Annotated in this window: 9 protein-coding genes and 1 pseudogene; 6 read left to right on the forward strand and 4 right to left on the reverse strand. The window is 66.9% G+C overall.

Going from position 1 to position 15,391, the window contains the following annotated elements:
* Positions 1-573 precede the first annotated feature (573 nt).
* Positions 574-1,776 carry a group II intron reverse transcriptase/maturase gene (gene ltrA, locus SMIR_RS25390; RefSeq protein WP_249938636.1) on the forward strand — a complete coding sequence of 401 codons (1,203 nt, stop codon included), beginning with the start codon at positions 574-576 and terminating at the stop codon, positions 1,774-1,776.
* 529 nt (positions 1,777-2,305) lie between these two features.
* Here the strand turns inward: ltrA and SMIR_RS25395 are convergent.
* Positions 2,306-3,838, reverse strand: coding sequence for a MauE/DoxX family redox-associated membrane protein (locus SMIR_RS25395; protein ID WP_168491494.1), 1,533 nt, complete (start codon positions 3,836-3,838; stop codon positions 2,306-2,308).
* Between the two features lie 267 nt (positions 3,839-4,105).
* On the opposite strand from SMIR_RS25395, the pseudogene SMIR_RS25400 reads away from it, so the two are divergent.
* Positions 4,106-4,302 (forward strand): annotated as a pseudogene (locus SMIR_RS25400) (transposase); the annotation flags it as partial.
* Positions 4,303-5,079: 777 nt separating this feature from the next.
* Here the strand turns inward: SMIR_RS25400 and SMIR_RS25405 are convergent.
* Positions 5,080-5,769 (reverse strand): type 1 glutamine amidotransferase domain-containing protein, encoded by a 690-nt coding sequence (locus SMIR_RS25405; RefSeq protein ID WP_168491492.1) that lies wholly within the window; start codon positions 5,767-5,769, stop codon positions 5,080-5,082.
* Positions 5,770-5,812: 43 nt separating this feature from the next.
* Positions 5,813-6,574, reverse strand: coding sequence for an SDR family NAD(P)-dependent oxidoreductase (locus SMIR_RS25410; RefSeq protein ID WP_212727418.1), 762 nt, complete (start codon positions 6,572-6,574; stop codon positions 5,813-5,815).
* 129 nt (positions 6,575-6,703) lie between these two features.
* Here SMIR_RS25410 and SMIR_RS25415 point away from each other — a divergent pair, with 129 nt between their 5' ends.
* The 4 genes from SMIR_RS25415 (at position 6,704) to SMIR_RS25435 (ending at position 14,314) form a co-directional block, all read left to right on the forward strand.
* On the forward strand, positions 6,704-7,312 hold the full coding sequence (locus tag SMIR_RS25415; protein WP_248002916.1) for a TetR/AcrR family transcriptional regulator: 609 nt from the start codon (positions 6,704-6,706) through the stop codon (positions 7,310-7,312).
* A gap of 1,074 nt (positions 7,313-8,386) precedes the next feature.
* Complete coding sequence (gene gad / locus SMIR_RS25420; RefSeq protein WP_168491486.1) at positions 8,387-9,751, forward strand: glutamate decarboxylase; 1,365 nt, start codon at positions 8,387-8,389, stop codon at positions 9,749-9,751.
* 690 nt (positions 9,752-10,441) lie between these two features.
* Positions 10,442-13,078 (forward strand): amino acid permease, encoded by a 2,637-nt coding sequence (locus SMIR_RS43670; protein WP_249938475.1) that lies wholly within the window; start codon positions 10,442-10,444, stop codon positions 13,076-13,078.
* A 132-nt stretch (positions 13,079-13,210) separates the two neighbouring features.
* Positions 13,211-14,314 carry a hypothetical protein gene (locus SMIR_RS25435; protein ID WP_212727419.1) on the forward strand — a complete coding sequence of 368 codons (1,104 nt, stop codon included), beginning with the start codon at positions 13,211-13,213 and terminating at the stop codon, positions 14,312-14,314.
* A gap of 126 nt (positions 14,315-14,440) precedes the next feature.
* Here SMIR_RS25435 and SMIR_RS25440 read toward each other — a convergent pair whose 3' ends face one another.
* Positions 14,441-15,025 (reverse strand): TerD family protein, encoded by a 585-nt coding sequence (locus tag SMIR_RS25440; protein ID WP_168508659.1) that lies wholly within the window; start codon positions 15,023-15,025, stop codon positions 14,441-14,443.
* Positions 15,026-15,391 lie beyond the last annotated feature (366 nt).

Raw genomic sequence — 15,391 nt, forward strand, 5'->3', positions numbered from 1 at the left:
GCGCCTCTCGGGGGCGTGCAACCGACCAGTCCGCAACATGAAGTGAAGCCTGCAGCGTCGTCATTTAACCCCCGCCCGCGGGCGGGCCAAGGAGGAGCCGAGCCTGTGCTTGATTGGCGAAGGCCACGGAAGATGATCTCGGACCTGGAGCGGTCGTCGAAGAACCTCCCGGCGTAAGGGGCGTGGAATGGTCGGAAGGTTGTCCTGGGAACTGGAGAGAGCCTCCTCGGCCCCGGGTATTGCGGCCCGGGAAGCGTGGCCTGCCTATAACCGGCAGAACCGGGAAATGGCGGGTTGTCGAGAGGCAGTCGGAGGGGGTCGTAGTAGTGACGATCGGCGGGACAACACAACCCGCTGGGAGCGAAGGGCCCCTGCTTCATCGACGCGATTCGAAAACAGGGAGGGACCCGGATGAGTGCCGTTACGGCTAGTTCCATCCGCCGGGAGGAAAGCGTCGCAGGACCAGTCCGCCGTCCTCTGGACAAGGTCCGAGCCTTGCAACGGACGCTTTACCGCTGTGCCGAGCAAGAACCCGAACGCCGGTTTCACGCCCTGTATGGCCATGTCCACCGCATGGACGTTCTGAGGCGGGCGTGGGCCGGTGTGTGCGCAAACCGGGGTGCCCCCGGCGTGGACGGTACGACCGTCGACGCGGTGGAATCCTCGGGGGTGGATGCATTCCTCCAAGACCTTTCGCAGAGACTGCGGGCGCATACGTATCGTCCGTCAGTGCTGCGACGGGTCCAGATTCCCAAACCGGGGCGGCCGGGGGAGTTCCGGCCGCTATCGATCCCCACCGTGGCGGACCGCGTGGTGATGACGGCTGCGAAACTGGTCATGGAACCAGTATTCGAGGCCCAGTTCACCGAGGCGAGCTATGGATTCAGGCCGAAGCGGTCCGCGATCGACGCGTGCGAGGCAGTGCGTGTCGCCGCGAACCAGCGGCGGGAGTGGGTGTTCGAGGCCGATATCCGCGACTGCTTCGGCACGATCGACCATGAGGCGCTGATGGCCCAAGTGGCGCGGCGTGTGGTGGACCGGCCGATGCTGAAGCTGATCCGGGCCTGGCTGCGGATGGGAGTCCTGGTGGGCGGGGTGACCTCGCCTACCGGGGCGGGAACCCCTCAGGGCTCACCGATTTCCCCATTGCTGGCAAATATCGCGCTGCACGTTCTCGACGAGGCGTGGCAGAACGAAGGTCGCCGGCTGGGGACGTTGGTGAGGTACTGCGATGATTTCGTAGTCCTGTCGCCGACCAAGCAACGGGCCGAACAGGCCCGTGAATTGGCGGCACGAGTTCTGGAACGGCTCGGGATGCGATTGCATCCTGAGAAGACCGGCATCGTCTGCCTCACCCGAGGCGGGCAGGGCTTCGACTTTCTCGGCTTCCACCACCGGAAGATGGAATCGTGGAAATGGCGGGGCAGGTACTACTTGCAACGCTGGCCCTCGGCCAGGGCGATGCGGGTACTGCGGGACAAAGTCCGTGCGGCGACCGCTCGTTCGAAGACTGAGCGGCCGGTATCCGCCGTGGTCGCCGATCTCAACCCGGTCCTGCGGGGCTGGTCGGCGTACTTCCGTAACGGGAACTCCGGACGGAAGTTCAACGTGGTCGACGGCTATGTCCACGAACGGCTGGCGATCTTTGCCAGCGCGAAACACGGACTTGCGGGCAGGAACTGGACCACCCGATTTACTTATGGGTGGATCACCCGGCTCGGTGTCTACCGCCTTACCGGAAACGTGCACAGGGCAACGGCGCATGCCAGCCGGTGAACGATGTCGGAAAGCCGTGTGCGGGAGAACTGCATGCACGGTTTGAAGCGGCGGGGACTGGAAACGGGGCATCAGCCACCGCGCCAGTCCCCGACCCTACTGAGGTCCGTATCGCCTTGTGTGCGACTGTGTGGCCGCGAGCCCCCTTTCCTGGCTGGGAAGGGGGCTCGCTGGCTTTCGTCGGCGCGGGAGTCCATGGGCTTGGCGCTGTGGGGTGCCTCACGTGGCTGAGTTACGAGTTGCTCTACGTCGTCAAGGCCCGGCTGCGCTCCGCTCCGCCGGGCGCGCTCCCGGCTCCGCGCCGGGCGCCGCTCCTGCCTTCGGCCCGCTCCGCGCGGGCTGCGCCGACGCGCGCCCTGGGTTGGGTTGGCCGGCGGCATGAGGTCAGAACAGTCGTGGCTGGGGCGGTCGGCTCCACGACTTTAGCCAGCCACTTTGGGGCGAGCCTCGAAGATCACGGCCCCAACGTCGTGCTTCAACGGGCAGGTTCACGGACTTCCCGACTCGTCATGAGCTTACGGGGCCATGATCACTCGCCCCAAAGCAGCTCCAGCCCGCTAGGCGGAAGGTCATCGTCGTCTGTGCCTGTCGGGCATGCTTTGGGGAGTGTGACTGATAGGCCGATGCTCTCCATCGCGGCTTGGAAGGGGACTCCGGGTGGTGTTGCCGCTGACCAGATCACGGAGGTGCAGGTGCTGGTGTCGCAGTTTCCGCCGAATGTGAAAAAGTCGCCGCTCTCCACGGACTTGCAGCGGCACACAGCGTGTCTCGGGTTGCGCGGGTCGATTTCGCAGTCCACGTCCAGACAGTTTGCCCATTGTGCTCGGGGTGTGCAGGTCATGGTGCGGGTACGGTGATTGGTGTTTTGTGTCGAGAACGTCGATACCAATCTGTTGTCGGCTGGTGCCCGCTCTGCACACGACTTATAGCCGTAGGAGTAGCCGTATTCCACCACGCAGCGGCAGATGAGGACGTTCGGGTCGCTCGGCGAGGGTTTGCAGGCGGCTTTAGTACACAGCGCGTAGCGCTGTTTGCAGAGCCATCCCCCAGCGAACTTCACTCGCTTTGGGCGCCAGTTCGCCCCGGTAACACCGTGGGCCATCGCGCGGGTGGAGAAGACGGCGGGTAGCATCGCGGCCGAGGCGAACAACAGCGCGCGTCGTGCGATCGTTGATCTACCACGCGGTTGGAGTGCCCTGGTCACCAGGTCGGCGATCTCTGCTGATCCAGCTGCTGGCGCGGCGGCGAGGATCCGGTCGGTGTCGATCAGCATTGCGCTGGGTGTGGCGGTCAGACCGTAAGTGGTGAGCAGCATTCGGTCTTCGTCTACCAGTAGGTTCTGCAGCCCGTGCTCACGTGAGAAGGCAACGCTGTCTGCGGGGGAACCGCCGTTCACGATTGCGATGGTCAGCCGTTCTGCATAGGCCTTTTGCCACCGGGCCACCTGTGGCAGCAGTGCGTCGCACGCGCTGCACGCGTGATCAGTGAAGAGAAGCAGGAGTGGCTGATGCGCAGCGGCAAACAGTTTGTCGAGGGTCCATACTTGTCCCGTTGCGTCAGGCAGTGAAAAGCCCGGTGTGACCATGCCCGGTCGCACTTTCCCGGATCGCTTGAGTCCCAGCACCACCCAACACGTCGCTGCGATGGTCCCTAGGCCCGTGAAGAACCATGGGGCACGCCCGTCGGTTGCGACGAATCCCGCCGTAGCTGCGAGGAGCCCGTTGCGTGCGAGCGTGGCCCATCCGACCGGCGTGGCGCGTAGCCCTCCGAAGCAGTGGCAATCCGGGGTCCGGCCGCGTGCGATGCTCACCACGATGGCCAGGCAGAACGTCAGCAACAGTCCGAGCGCTCCGAGCGCACCGATTCTTGCCCATGGGTTGACGATAAGGGCCAGGGCTGTGACGAACTCGTAGGAGATGAGAAGGTATCCAAGCGGCTTCCCCGTTCGAGCTGGCAGGCCGAAGCTTGCGATTGCGCGAGGCAGTCCCCCGCGGTCCATGAGTTTGGCGATCCCCGCGACCCCGAAGACCGCAGCCAACACCAGCCGTGCTGCCAGGACCATGCCCGCTCACTCCCATCGTTCTGGACGCCCTCCGGACGGAGCGCAGGCATCACGCACACATACCACGGCGCCCCGAACGACTCGTACCGCCTTGCGAGGCCGCGAACAACACTCCACAGGTCAGACTCACCCAGACGGCCGTGAGCCCGGTGGCCGATCGACATCAATGGCGTCCATTGAAGGTCCTCGGCAGGTTCCGAAATTTCCCCAAGGCCGGGTAGTTGGGGTTTCCGCAGGAACAACGGAGCTCCTTGCGGGACAAACTGCCGTCGCATCGACGTGGTCGGGATCTTCCCCGACCGCACCGCGTTGATCCGTCTGCTCGGCGCGGTGCTGCCGAGCAGAACGACGAGTGGACCGGGGCCCGCCGCTACATGGGACTCGACCTGCTGACCAAGGCCCGCCTCCACCCGATCGAGCCAGAAACCGACGAGACCGCCCTGCCCACCGAACTCACCGCATAGCCTCAAAACGAGATCGCCGAGTGGCCGTCGATACACCATTCCCGCGGACGTGACCTCCGGTAACGTTCCTGAGGGGCCTCGTAGCGGCCGGTATGGCCGTCGCTGACCGTTCCGGCTAGAGCTACGGATCAGAAGGTCGTAGCCCAGGCGATCGTGAGGTCGTCCGCACGGCAAAGGCCGCGACCCGGGGTGGGACAAGGGTCGGCTGCCTCACCACCGCCGCAAGAGCGTGCCACTCTCGTGCCAGAACGGGCGGGGACTCGCGGGGACTCGCGGGCAACAACGGTGCAATCAAGGGGGCTTGCTCCAAGCCAAGAACGTGGCGTCGGCGCCGAGCGGTCACGCGTACTGAGGTGAGCGAGGCACTCGATCGGGTGTTTGAGGCCCTGGTGGGAGTGAGCGAGGACGAGGTCGCCGCCGCACCGGCTGCGGCCGGCGCTTCGCGTCCTTGTCCGTCGGCACCGGCAGTGTCCTCCCGGACACCGTTGCCTGGCCCTGGAGGCGCTCCGCAGATCATCTCCGAGGTGGAGTGGGTCTGAGGCCAGGTCCACGCTTCGATGCGACTGAGTGACCGGTTGAGCCCCCTCCATGAACGGGAGAGGGCTACGGATCAGAAGGTTGCAGGTTCGAATCCTGTCGAGTGCGCAGCACGTCAGAGGCCCTGTGGATCACTTCACAGGGCCTCTGACTTTTGCGTTGACGACAGGGTTTGACGGCAACCGTCCACGCGCTCGGGGAGCGTGCGGTCGTAGCCCGCACGGTGGCTGCCTCGACCGGTCAAAGGTGGTGCAGCGTCTCGATGATCTTGGCGGTGACTGCCTTGGTGGAGTAGGGGTTCTGTCCCGTCACGAGCCTGCCGTCAGCGGTGGCGAAGGGGGTCATGGGGATGGTGTTCCTGACATAGTGCGCGCCTCGCTTGCGGAGTTCGTCCTCCAGCAAGAACGGCACCCTCTTCTTCGCTGTGGCGACTCGCTCCTCCGCGGTGGAGAACCCGGTGACCGTGCGGCCGTCGACAAGCAGGCTGCCGTCGGAAAGCGTGATGTTCAGCAGTCCGCAGGCACCATGGCAGACGGAGGAGACCACGCCGCCGTTCTCGTAGATCTCCCGCGCGACCTGCTGCAGTGCAGCGTTCGAGGGGAAGTCCCACATGACGCCGTGCCCGCCGGTGTAGAAGATCGCGGCATACCGGGCCGGGTCGATGTCGGCCGCCTTGGTGGTGCGGTCCAGGCTCGACATGAACGCGCGATCAGTCATGTACTCGCGCACCAGCTTGTCGGCCCATCCGGTGCTGCGGGGATCCAGCGGCACCTGGCCCCCTGCCGGACTGACGAGGTCGACCTCGAAGCCGGCCTGGCGGACCCTGGCATGGAAGTGAACCAGCTCTCCGATCCACAGTCCGGTCCGATGGGGGTTGGTCCCGTAGGTCGCCTGGTTGGTTGCCACGGCGAGGATCCGCCTCATCGTCATCACGACTCCTTGTGTGCTGCGGAGTTGGCCACGGGCTTGGTGTTCAGGCCTGCTCGGTGGGGCGTACGAGCAGCTCGGCGACGGCCACGTGCCGGGGGCGGGTGACGATGTAGCCGACGGTGTCGGCGATGTCCTGGCTCTGCAGCCGCTCGATGTCGCCCAGGGCGGCGACGATGTGCTGCTGGATGACGTCGGGGTTGTGCGTACGCAGTTCGGTGTCGACGCTGCCCGGCTCGATGACGGACACGCGGACGTGCTGGCGTGCCAGTTCCTGACGCAGTGCCTCGCTGAAGGCACCGACGCCGAACTTGGTGGCGCTGTACACGGCGGACATGGCGTAGGCGTTCCGGCCGGCGAGCGAGCCGATGTTGACGATGTCGGCGACCTGACGCGGCTCCTCGGCGGCGGCCTTGACCAGGTGGGGAACGGCTGCGTGGGCGGTGTACATCAGACCCATGAGGTTGATGTCGATCATGCGCCGCCAGTCGTTCAGGTCCGCGCTGGGGGCGGGGCCGAGCAGCATGAGGCCGGCGTTGTTGACCAGCGTGTCCAGACGGCCCAGGCCCTCGACGGTCCGCTCGACCGCTTCCGCGGCGGCCTGGGCGGTGGTGATGTCGGCGGGCACGACCAGGGCCTTTCCGTCGGCGCCGGTGATTTCCGCGGCGAGGTCGGTGAGCCGGTCCTCGCGCCGACCGACCAGGGCCACGGAGGCGCCCTCGCGGGCAAGCTCCAACGCGGTGGCATGGCCGATACCGCTGGATGCTCCGGTGACCAGGGCGACGGTTCCTTCAAGACGACGATTCACGGGTTCAAGCCTTTCGATGAACGGCCACGCTGCTGCGGGCCGTACGGGACAGGGGGAGGACGGCCCTGTGGATGGGGGCCGTACGGGGGTAGAGGCCGCTCAGGGCAGGGCCGAGGGCACAATGGGGAAGTGAGCAGCACTGGGCAGAAGAGCACCGACAGCACGCGCCGTGAGACCAAGACCGAGGGAGAACTACCGCCTCGCGAACGCCTGGTCCGGGCCGCGTCGCGGCTGTTCTACTACGAGGGCGTCCGCGCGATCGGCGTGGAGCGGCTGATCGCCGAGGCCGGGGTGACGAAGGCGACCTTCTACCGGCACTTCGCCTCCAAGGACGACCTGGTCGTGGCCTACCTGCTGACCAAGGACGCCTACTACCGTGAGGTGGCCGAACCACTGGCCGCCGGGCACCCGCCCGCCGAGGCGATCGACCTGATCTTCGAGGCCATCGCCGAGCACGCCCGCGAGCGCGACTTTCGCGGATCGCCGTTCATGAACGCGGCCGCCGAGTACCCGGACGCCGACCATCCTGTCCGTGGCCTGGTGACGTCCCACCGGAACTGGATCCGCACCCTCTTCCAGGATCTGCTCACCCGGCTCGGCCACGCCGACCCGGAGTCGGCCGCCGGTGCGCTGCTGATGCTGTACGACGGCGCGATGGCCGCCGGCTACCTGGACGACTCGACGGCCGCCCACAAGACCCTGCTGAACGCCGTCCGGCTCATCCGATCGGACGGCTGAGCCCAGTGGGGCCGCGCGAAGCAGTGGCCCTCTGCGGGGCCCCAGCCAGGCCGGGGCACGGGTTGCTTTCATGGAACTCTTTGATCTCTCTTCGACGTGCGCCAGGGCCCACCAGCAGTTCTCTGCATGGAGGCAGTCCCGCCCGGAAGGCCGAGGGGCCACCCCCTTCAGAGGTAGGAAGACCGGTCGTTCTCCCTGTCGACGGTAGCCCCCTCGGCGTTCGCACGCCACTGGCCGGCCTCATTTGTGGCATCCCTCACCGGTCCGCAGCCGGCTCACGCTGCCGGTTCAGAGGGCCATCCATGACGCGCAGCTCACGGACGCGCCACGGCGGTCGCCGTACGGCAGCGGAGTACAGCAGTGGTGGTGCGCGCGCCAACGTAGGCTTGAGGTGGCGGACTTCGAGGACAGGGACAGCGCCGCGCACGGATGCCTTCAGCAACCGGGACGGCTACTTCGCGTTGCCACCTGCCCGCAGATGGATACGGCCATACAAATCGGCCCGACCGGCAAGAAGCTGCTGCCCTTGACGGTCAAGAACGCCGGCCCCGCGCCGGCGCCGAGCGGTCACGCGCACTGAGGTGAGCGAGGCGTTCGATCGGGTGATTGAGGCCCTGGTGGGAGTGTGCGAGGACGAGGTCGCCGCCGCGCCGGCTGCGACCGGCGCTCCCGGCCCTCGCCCGTCTGTACCGGTGACGCCCTTCCGGACACCGTTGCCGGGCCCTGGAGGCGCTGCGGGGATCGTTTCCGTGGAGTGGGTCTGAGGGCAGTTCGGGGCTGCCATGCGACCGAGACCAGTTGAGCCCCCTTCCTTGATTGGGAGGGGGCTCGTTGGCGTTCGCCGGCGTGTGGGTCGGTGGCCTGGTCGATGGTGGACGGGATGGGAGTTGGGGTGGGCGGTGGGTCGGTGTGGGGGTCGGACGAGCCGACGAACTTTGGGAGGCTGGTCGGTGCCTTTCCCCAAAGGAGGGGCTGTTCCGTAGCGCGCAGGGCCGCAGCCGGTTCGGAGCCTCGCTGCTCTGCCTCGGCGTGTCCCTCGCCGAGGCAGGCACCGGCTGCTGTTTGAATCGTCATATGACTAAGCGTGACGACGCAGCCCTGTTCGGCAACCGATTCTTGACCGTGCCCGCTCCCTCGGAGAAATTCCCCGAGGAGGGCATGGCCGCGACGGACGCCATGAGGCTGCTGGATGTGGACCTCGCCATGGAGGGCGACCCGCAGCGCAACCTCGCCACGTTCGTCACCACCTGGATGGAGCCGGAGGCGCAACGGATCATCGCCGAGAATCTCCACCGCAATTTCATCGACCATGCGGAGTACCCGATTTCCGCCGAGATCGAGCAGCGCTGCGTGCGCATGCTCGCCGACCTCTTCAACGCGCCGGGCAGGACAACCGGATGTCGGACCCAGGGCTCGTCCGAGGCGATCATGCTCGGCGCGCTGTCGCTGAAGTGGAAGTGGCGGGAGCGCCGCCAGGCGGCCAACCTGTCGGCCGACCGGCCCAACCTGGTCTTCGGCGGGGACGTCCACGTCGTGTGGGAGAAGTTCTGCCGCTACTTCGACGTCGAGCCGCGGATCGTGCCGCTGGCCGAGGGCAAGTACACGATCGGCCCGGAGGACGTGGAGCCCCACCTCGACGAGAACACGATCGGCGTCGTCGCCGTCCTCGGCACCACGTTCACCGGCCACAAGGACGACGTCGTCGGGATCGACAAGCTCCTGCGGGACGTCCGCAAGGAGCGGGACCTCGACATCCCGATCCACGTCGACGGAGCCAGCGGCGCATTCGTGTGGCCCTTCCTCTACCCGGACTCGAAATGGGACTTCCGGCTCGAGCAGGTCCGTTCGATCAACGTCTCGGGACACAAGTACGGCCTGGTCTACCCCGGCATCGGCTGGCTGGTCTTCCGCGAGGAGTCCGACCTGCCCAAGGACCTCGTGTTCCACGAGAACTACTTGGGCAAGACCGACGCGACGTTCACGCTGAACTTCTCTACCGGCGCGTCGATGGTGCTCGCGCAGTACTACAACTTCGTCCGGCTCGGTCGCCAGGGCTACACCTACGTCATGAAGATGTTGCAGGAGAACGCCCACGTGTTGGCGGACAACCTGCGTAGCAGCGGCCGCTTCGAAGTGATCGGGAGCGACCTCGAGCAGCTGCCGCTGGTCGCTTTCCGTCTCGTCGGCAAGCACGCCTACGATGAGTCCGACGTCGCCTGGCAACTTTCGGCCGAGCGCGGCTGGATGGTGCCGGCGTACACGCTCCCGCCCAACGCGGAGCGGGTGAAGATCATGCGTGCCCTGGTCAAGGAGACCCTGAGCCGCGAGCAGATCGATCGCCTGAGTCAGGACATTTCCGACGCGTGTCGCACTTTGGACGACAAGGGTGCGACCCATGGGAGCGAGCGGGCCCAGGTCAAGCGCGGCACCGGCTACTGACGCCTCCGCCCCCCGGTTGCACACGCCTGCTCGCTCTGAGGGCGTCTCCACCGCGAACCCTGCCTCCGGTAGATCAGCTGCGCGCGCCAGATACGTGCCAGATCGAACGGTCAGCCACGGTCAGCTGAGGAGCACAGCGGCGTCCACACGTTCGTGACCACCGTCGCAGCGCACAGGCAGGATGAGCTGGGGTGACGGCCGAGGTGGCGCTGGTTCCGGGGACATCCAGCGCTGACATCAGCAACCACGGACAGCCGCGGCACTGGGCGGCTGTAGAACGACACCCGTGCGCGCAGCTGGGCCCAGCCAAGGTCGAGTTAGAACGAACTCCTGAAGCGGTGGTCGGCAGCGGCTGCACCAGCCTGCTTCCTGAGGGCGTGGCGGGGGTGTGGGTGGCTTCCTGCCCCCAGATGGACACCAGCATCCAGATCGGCCCGACGGGCAAGAAGCTCCTGCCGCTGACGGTCAAGAACGCCGCACCGGCCCCCGCGGGGAGCGGTCACGCGCACTGAGGTGAGCGAGGGCCTCGATCGGGTGATCGAGGCCCTCGCGGAGCCCAGAGGCGCCTCGGACATCCATTCGGTGGTGGTGGACTTCCACTCGGTGGTGGAGCGGGTTTGAGTGCGGTACGGGTCATTCTGCTGTCCCTGCGCTGTTGCGGAGGGGAGTGGCCCGGCGTTGGAATCAAGTGTGAGGCACTTTGGCGGCGCCGAGCCTGTCGACCGCCCCGCTCCCGGGACGGGGTCCGGCCGGAAAGGGCTCAAGAACGACGCCCTGGGCATGTTCTCCTCGGTGGCCATGGGTCTTGCCTCCACCGGCCCGGCGTACAGCCTGGCCGCCACGCTGGGCATCATCGTGGCCGGGGTCGGACTGCAGGCCCCGATCGTCACCATGCTGGCGTTCATCCCGATGCTGCTGGTCGCGTACGCCTACCGGGAACTCAACGCGAGCAACGCCGACTGCGGGACCACCTTCACCTGGGCCACCCGCGCCTTCGGACCGCGCACCGGCTGGATGGGCGGTTGGGGCCTCATCGTCGCCAACATCATCGTCATGGCGAGCCTCGCCGAGGTCGCCGCCACCTACGGCTTCCGGCTGGTGGGCCTGGACGGACTGGCGGAGAACCGGCTGTGGACCACCGTGGCGGGCATCGCCTGGATCGGCGCGCTGACCGTGATCTGCTACGTCGGCATCGAGTTCTCGGCGGCTGTCCAGCGCTGGCTGCTGTGCCTGGAAGTGGTGATGCTGATCCTGTTCGCCGTCGCCGCACTGGTCAGGGTCTACACGAGCCCTCCCGCGACGGCGATCCACGTTTCCGCCTCCTGGTTCAACCCGTTCGAGGTGCCCTCGGCAACGGCCCTGACCTCGGGCATCCTCGCGGGGGTCTTCATCTACTGGGGCTGGGACACCTCATTCGCGGTCAACGAGGAAACCGTCGACAGCACGTGCGTCCCCGGGCGCGCCGCGGTCATGTCCACCGTGCTGCTCCTGATCTTGTACGGGCTGGTGTCCACTTCGGCGCAGGCGTTCGCGGGAGTCGGCGCCTCGGGCATCGGGCTCGGCAACACGCACAACTCGGACAATGTGTTCTCCGGACTGGGCGACGCCGTGTTCGGGAGCGACGGCACGGGGCTGCTCCTGTCGAGACTGCTGATCCTGATGGTGCTGACCTCGGCGTTGGCCTCCGCCGAGACCACCATCCTGCCCCTGGCCAGGACCGTCTTCTCCATGGCGGTACACAAGGCCGTCCCTGCCCGGTTCGCCCGGGTCCACCGCAGGTTTCTCACCCCGACCTGGGGAACCGTAGGCATGGGCGCGGTGTCGATCGCCTTGCTGGTCCTGTTGAAGTCGTTCAGCCAGAACGTCCTGGCCGACTCGATCGACTCGGTCGGTCTCGCGATCGCATTCCAGTACGGACTGACCGGCTTCGCCTGCGTCTGGTACCACCGCAAGGTCCTCACCCGCAGTGCCAGAGACCTGGTCTTCAAGGGCGTGTTGCCGGGGCTCGGCGGGATGATCATGCTCCTGTTGTTCCTCTACGCCACCTTCGTCGTCTACGCGGACCCCAGATACGGCACGACCAGCGTCGACCTGCCGCTGATCGGCAGGACGGGCGGGGTCACCGTCCTGGGCCTGGGCGCCCTGCTGGTCGGTCTCCTGCTGATGCCGCTGGTCACCCGTGGCCATGCCGTGGCCCTCAAACTCCAGCGGAGCCTGCTTCCGGGCCGCCTGCCGTCGTACGCCGCCGTTGACGCGGCGAGCCGCTACGTGCCCGCCGACAGCGGGTCCGGGGTGGGCGGCGACTGGTACGACGTCATCCCCCTGTCGGGCACCCGGGTCGGCCTGGTCGTCGGGGACGTGCTGGGTCACGGCCTGCGCGCCGCGGCCACCATGGGCCGCTTGCGCACGGGTGTGCGCGTCCTGGCCCGGCTGGACCTGAGCCCGGACGAGCTCCTGTCCCGCCTGGACGACCTGGTCGAGCAGACCGCGCACGAGCGCGGAGCCGGCCAAGGCCCGGGCAACCTGAGGCCGCAGGCCGACGAGGCCCTGGGCGTGACCTGCCTGTACGCGGTGTACGACCCCGTCTCGGGGAAGTGCAGTCTGGCGCGGGCCGGGGAGTCGGTGCTGGTGGTCGTCGAACCGCACACGGGTGTCGTCGACCATCCGGAGCTGCCCCCCGGACCGCCGCTGGGAATCGGTGGCCTGCCCTACCAGAGCACGGATCTGGAGCTCCCGCAGGGCAGTCTCGTCGCCCTCTTCACGGGCGGCCTCCTCCAAGCGGCCGACGGCCGTGACGTCGGGCTCGCGCAGCTGTCCCAGATCCTCGCCGACCACCGAGCGTCCCTCGAAAAGCTGTGCGACCGGGCGGTGGCCGCCCTGCTGCCCGGGGCCGTGGACGAGGACGCGACGCTGCTCATCGCCCGCACACGCCTGCTCGACCGGAACCAGTTCACCCAGTGGGAACTTCCCCCGGACCCGGCGGCCGTGGCCACCATCCGCACCGCCGTCAGCAAGCAGCTCCGCGACTGGGGGCTGGAAGAGCTGACGTTCGCCAGCGAGCTCATCGTCAGCGAACTGGTCACCAACGCCATCCGCTATGTCGGCGGCCCGATCCAGGTACGCCTTATCCGGGACCGGAACCTGATCTGCGAAGTCTCCGACACCGGCCACACCACGCCCAATCTGCGGCACGCCGCGAACGACGACGAGGGAGGCCGGGGTCTGTTCATCATCGCCCAGATGACCCACCACTGGGGCACGCGCTACACACCCACCGGCAAGACGATCTGGACCGAGCAGGACCTGCCGACGGCGGACGGCCAGTAGCACCGCCCGAGGTCCGAACGGGCTGCGTCGGCGCCGGTCGGTCACAGACGCCGCCATGCCGATCACCGAGTCGGCCGTAACGGAAAGGACAAGATCGCGCGTGGAGTGATCAACTTGCCTACCGTGCCTGGCATGGGCGGGATCGATGTGGCCAACGGAGTTGTGGGTGCCGTACTCGGGATGCTCTGTGCGGTGCTGTTCCAGCAACCGTTGCAGGACGGCTGGTTCAGGCTGCGTACTCGCTCCACCCGCGCGGTGCGCGGCCTGCGGCAGCGGGAGGAGTCCAGTCCCGCGTGGAGGACCTTCTCCCTAGGCCCTCTGCACACATCCGCCCTGATCGTCGAAGGGGACGGTGAGTCGTCCATACCCGCCGAAGCCGTCCATGTCCAAGTGCTCGACGCGGAGATCGAGCTGCCCTCGGACATGGACGGGTGGCGGGCCGAGATCGAGGGGGAGAGTGAGCGTTTGCGGGCGGAGGGGCGGACTCCGTTGTGGAACGGCCCCCGTTACGCGGTCGAGTCGTTCGACGTCTCGCGCACCGCTCTCGAAGAGCAACCCGTAGTCCACCTGAGGCTCCGCCCGACGGACTACTACACCTTTCTCGCCGCTCAGCAGCTCGACCGCCGACTGGCCGACGGGACAACCCCTCGTTCCCGGTATCTCACGCCGGACGATCCGCTGCGGGCACCCGCGTTTCTGCAGTGCAGCTTCGCGGTGAATGTGGCGGTGGTGACCAGCGACGAGCTGCTGGTCGTCAGTCAGCGCAGTGACCGGGTCCGTATGGCTCCGAGTGTCTGGAACTCCTCTGTCAACGAAGGCATGTCGAGACACATCGACTCGTCCGGCAGGAACGCCCCCGACGTGCATGCGGTGGCCCGGCGCGGCATGCGGGAGGAGCTGTCCCTCGAACCCCACGAGTACGCACTCGAGTTGCTCGCCTTTGTGCTGGACGTCGACAAGCGCCAATGGAGCGCCCACTTCTACGCCAGGCTGAAGGACATGACCCGAGAAGGCCTGCAAGCGCGTATGAGCCGAGGGGTCGCGGATCGATGGGAGCATCAGACCATCGATTACGTGCCTTTCCGTCCTGCGGCAGTGGTCAAGTACATGCTGCGCGCGGATCGGATCCACCGCTGGGCCCCTCTTGCGCCCGCCCTGTTCCCTCTCGCCCTGGTCCGTGCCTACAGCCGCACCCCGGTCGAGAGGGCGGAGGCGCAGACCGTTCGGCGTATGTAGTACCCGGGGCCGCACAGGGACCCCGGGTACCTCGTCCTACGTACTGATGGCGGACTACGCGGTGATGGCGGACTACGTGGTGACGGCGAACTACGCGGTGATCACGGATTACGCGGTGATCACGGACTACTTGCTGACGGCGAAGCGCATCAGGGCGTGCTCGTCACCCTGCTTGATCTTCCCCGTCACATTGATGACCTCGAGCTTCCAGCTGCCGTCGACACGAACGGCCTTGGCCACGGCGCACCCGTTGTCCTGGGTGAGCAGGCTCGGCCAGATGTCGGCGACCTGCTGAGTGGTGCCGCCGGTCGCGTCGTACACCTTGAAGCTGATGTTGCGGGCCTTCTGGAAGGAGCTGCCCTTCTTGAAGGCGGCGGCGATGAACACGATCGTCGTGATGTTGGACGGTATCCGGGCGAACTCGACCGTCAACGTCTCGTCGTCGCCCTCCCCGCGCCCGGTCTGGTTGTCACCGCTGTGGACCAGGGAACCGTTGCCCATGGGGTCGAGCGAGTCGAGGCCCGCCAGGCGCACCGGGTCCGTGCCCTGCATCGCGATGGCGATCAGGTCCAGGTCGGTGCCGGTCTTGCGGCGGAGTACGCCCATCACTCCACCGCTGCTGCCCGCGGTGGGATCCCAGGACACTCCGATGGACAGATGGGTGACTCCGTCCAGATCCGCCGGGCCGTCTTCTTTGGTGAGCGTAATCATGCGTGGATCATCCTCTTGGAGACGGGACTGCGACAGGCAAAGTGTGCATGGAGTTCCTGGTGTTCCCTCGGCAGGGGTCCCTTCATAAGCGGACAAGGGGACACATGAGGCACTGATCGCCGACCAGAGTCGTGTGATCACTGCTGGTTGTGGGGCGGTGCGGTGGCAGGGCGTATTCCAGAGGGAGTTGGCGAACCGCTACCAGGCCCAGGGCGGTTGGGGCTCGGTGCGGGCGTGCACGTGTGTGTCTACCGGCCTCCGAGGCACGGCAGACCTGGCGGAACGGCGCGACCGCCAGGAGTTTCGACGGGGGCGCAACCGGCCTCAGGGGCGTGCATCCAGATGGTGCCCTGACGCGTCTACATC

It is taken from the genome of Streptomyces mirabilis, from assembly GCF_018310535.1.
Classification (GTDB): domain Bacteria; phylum Actinomycetota; class Actinomycetes; order Streptomycetales; family Streptomycetaceae; genus Streptomyces.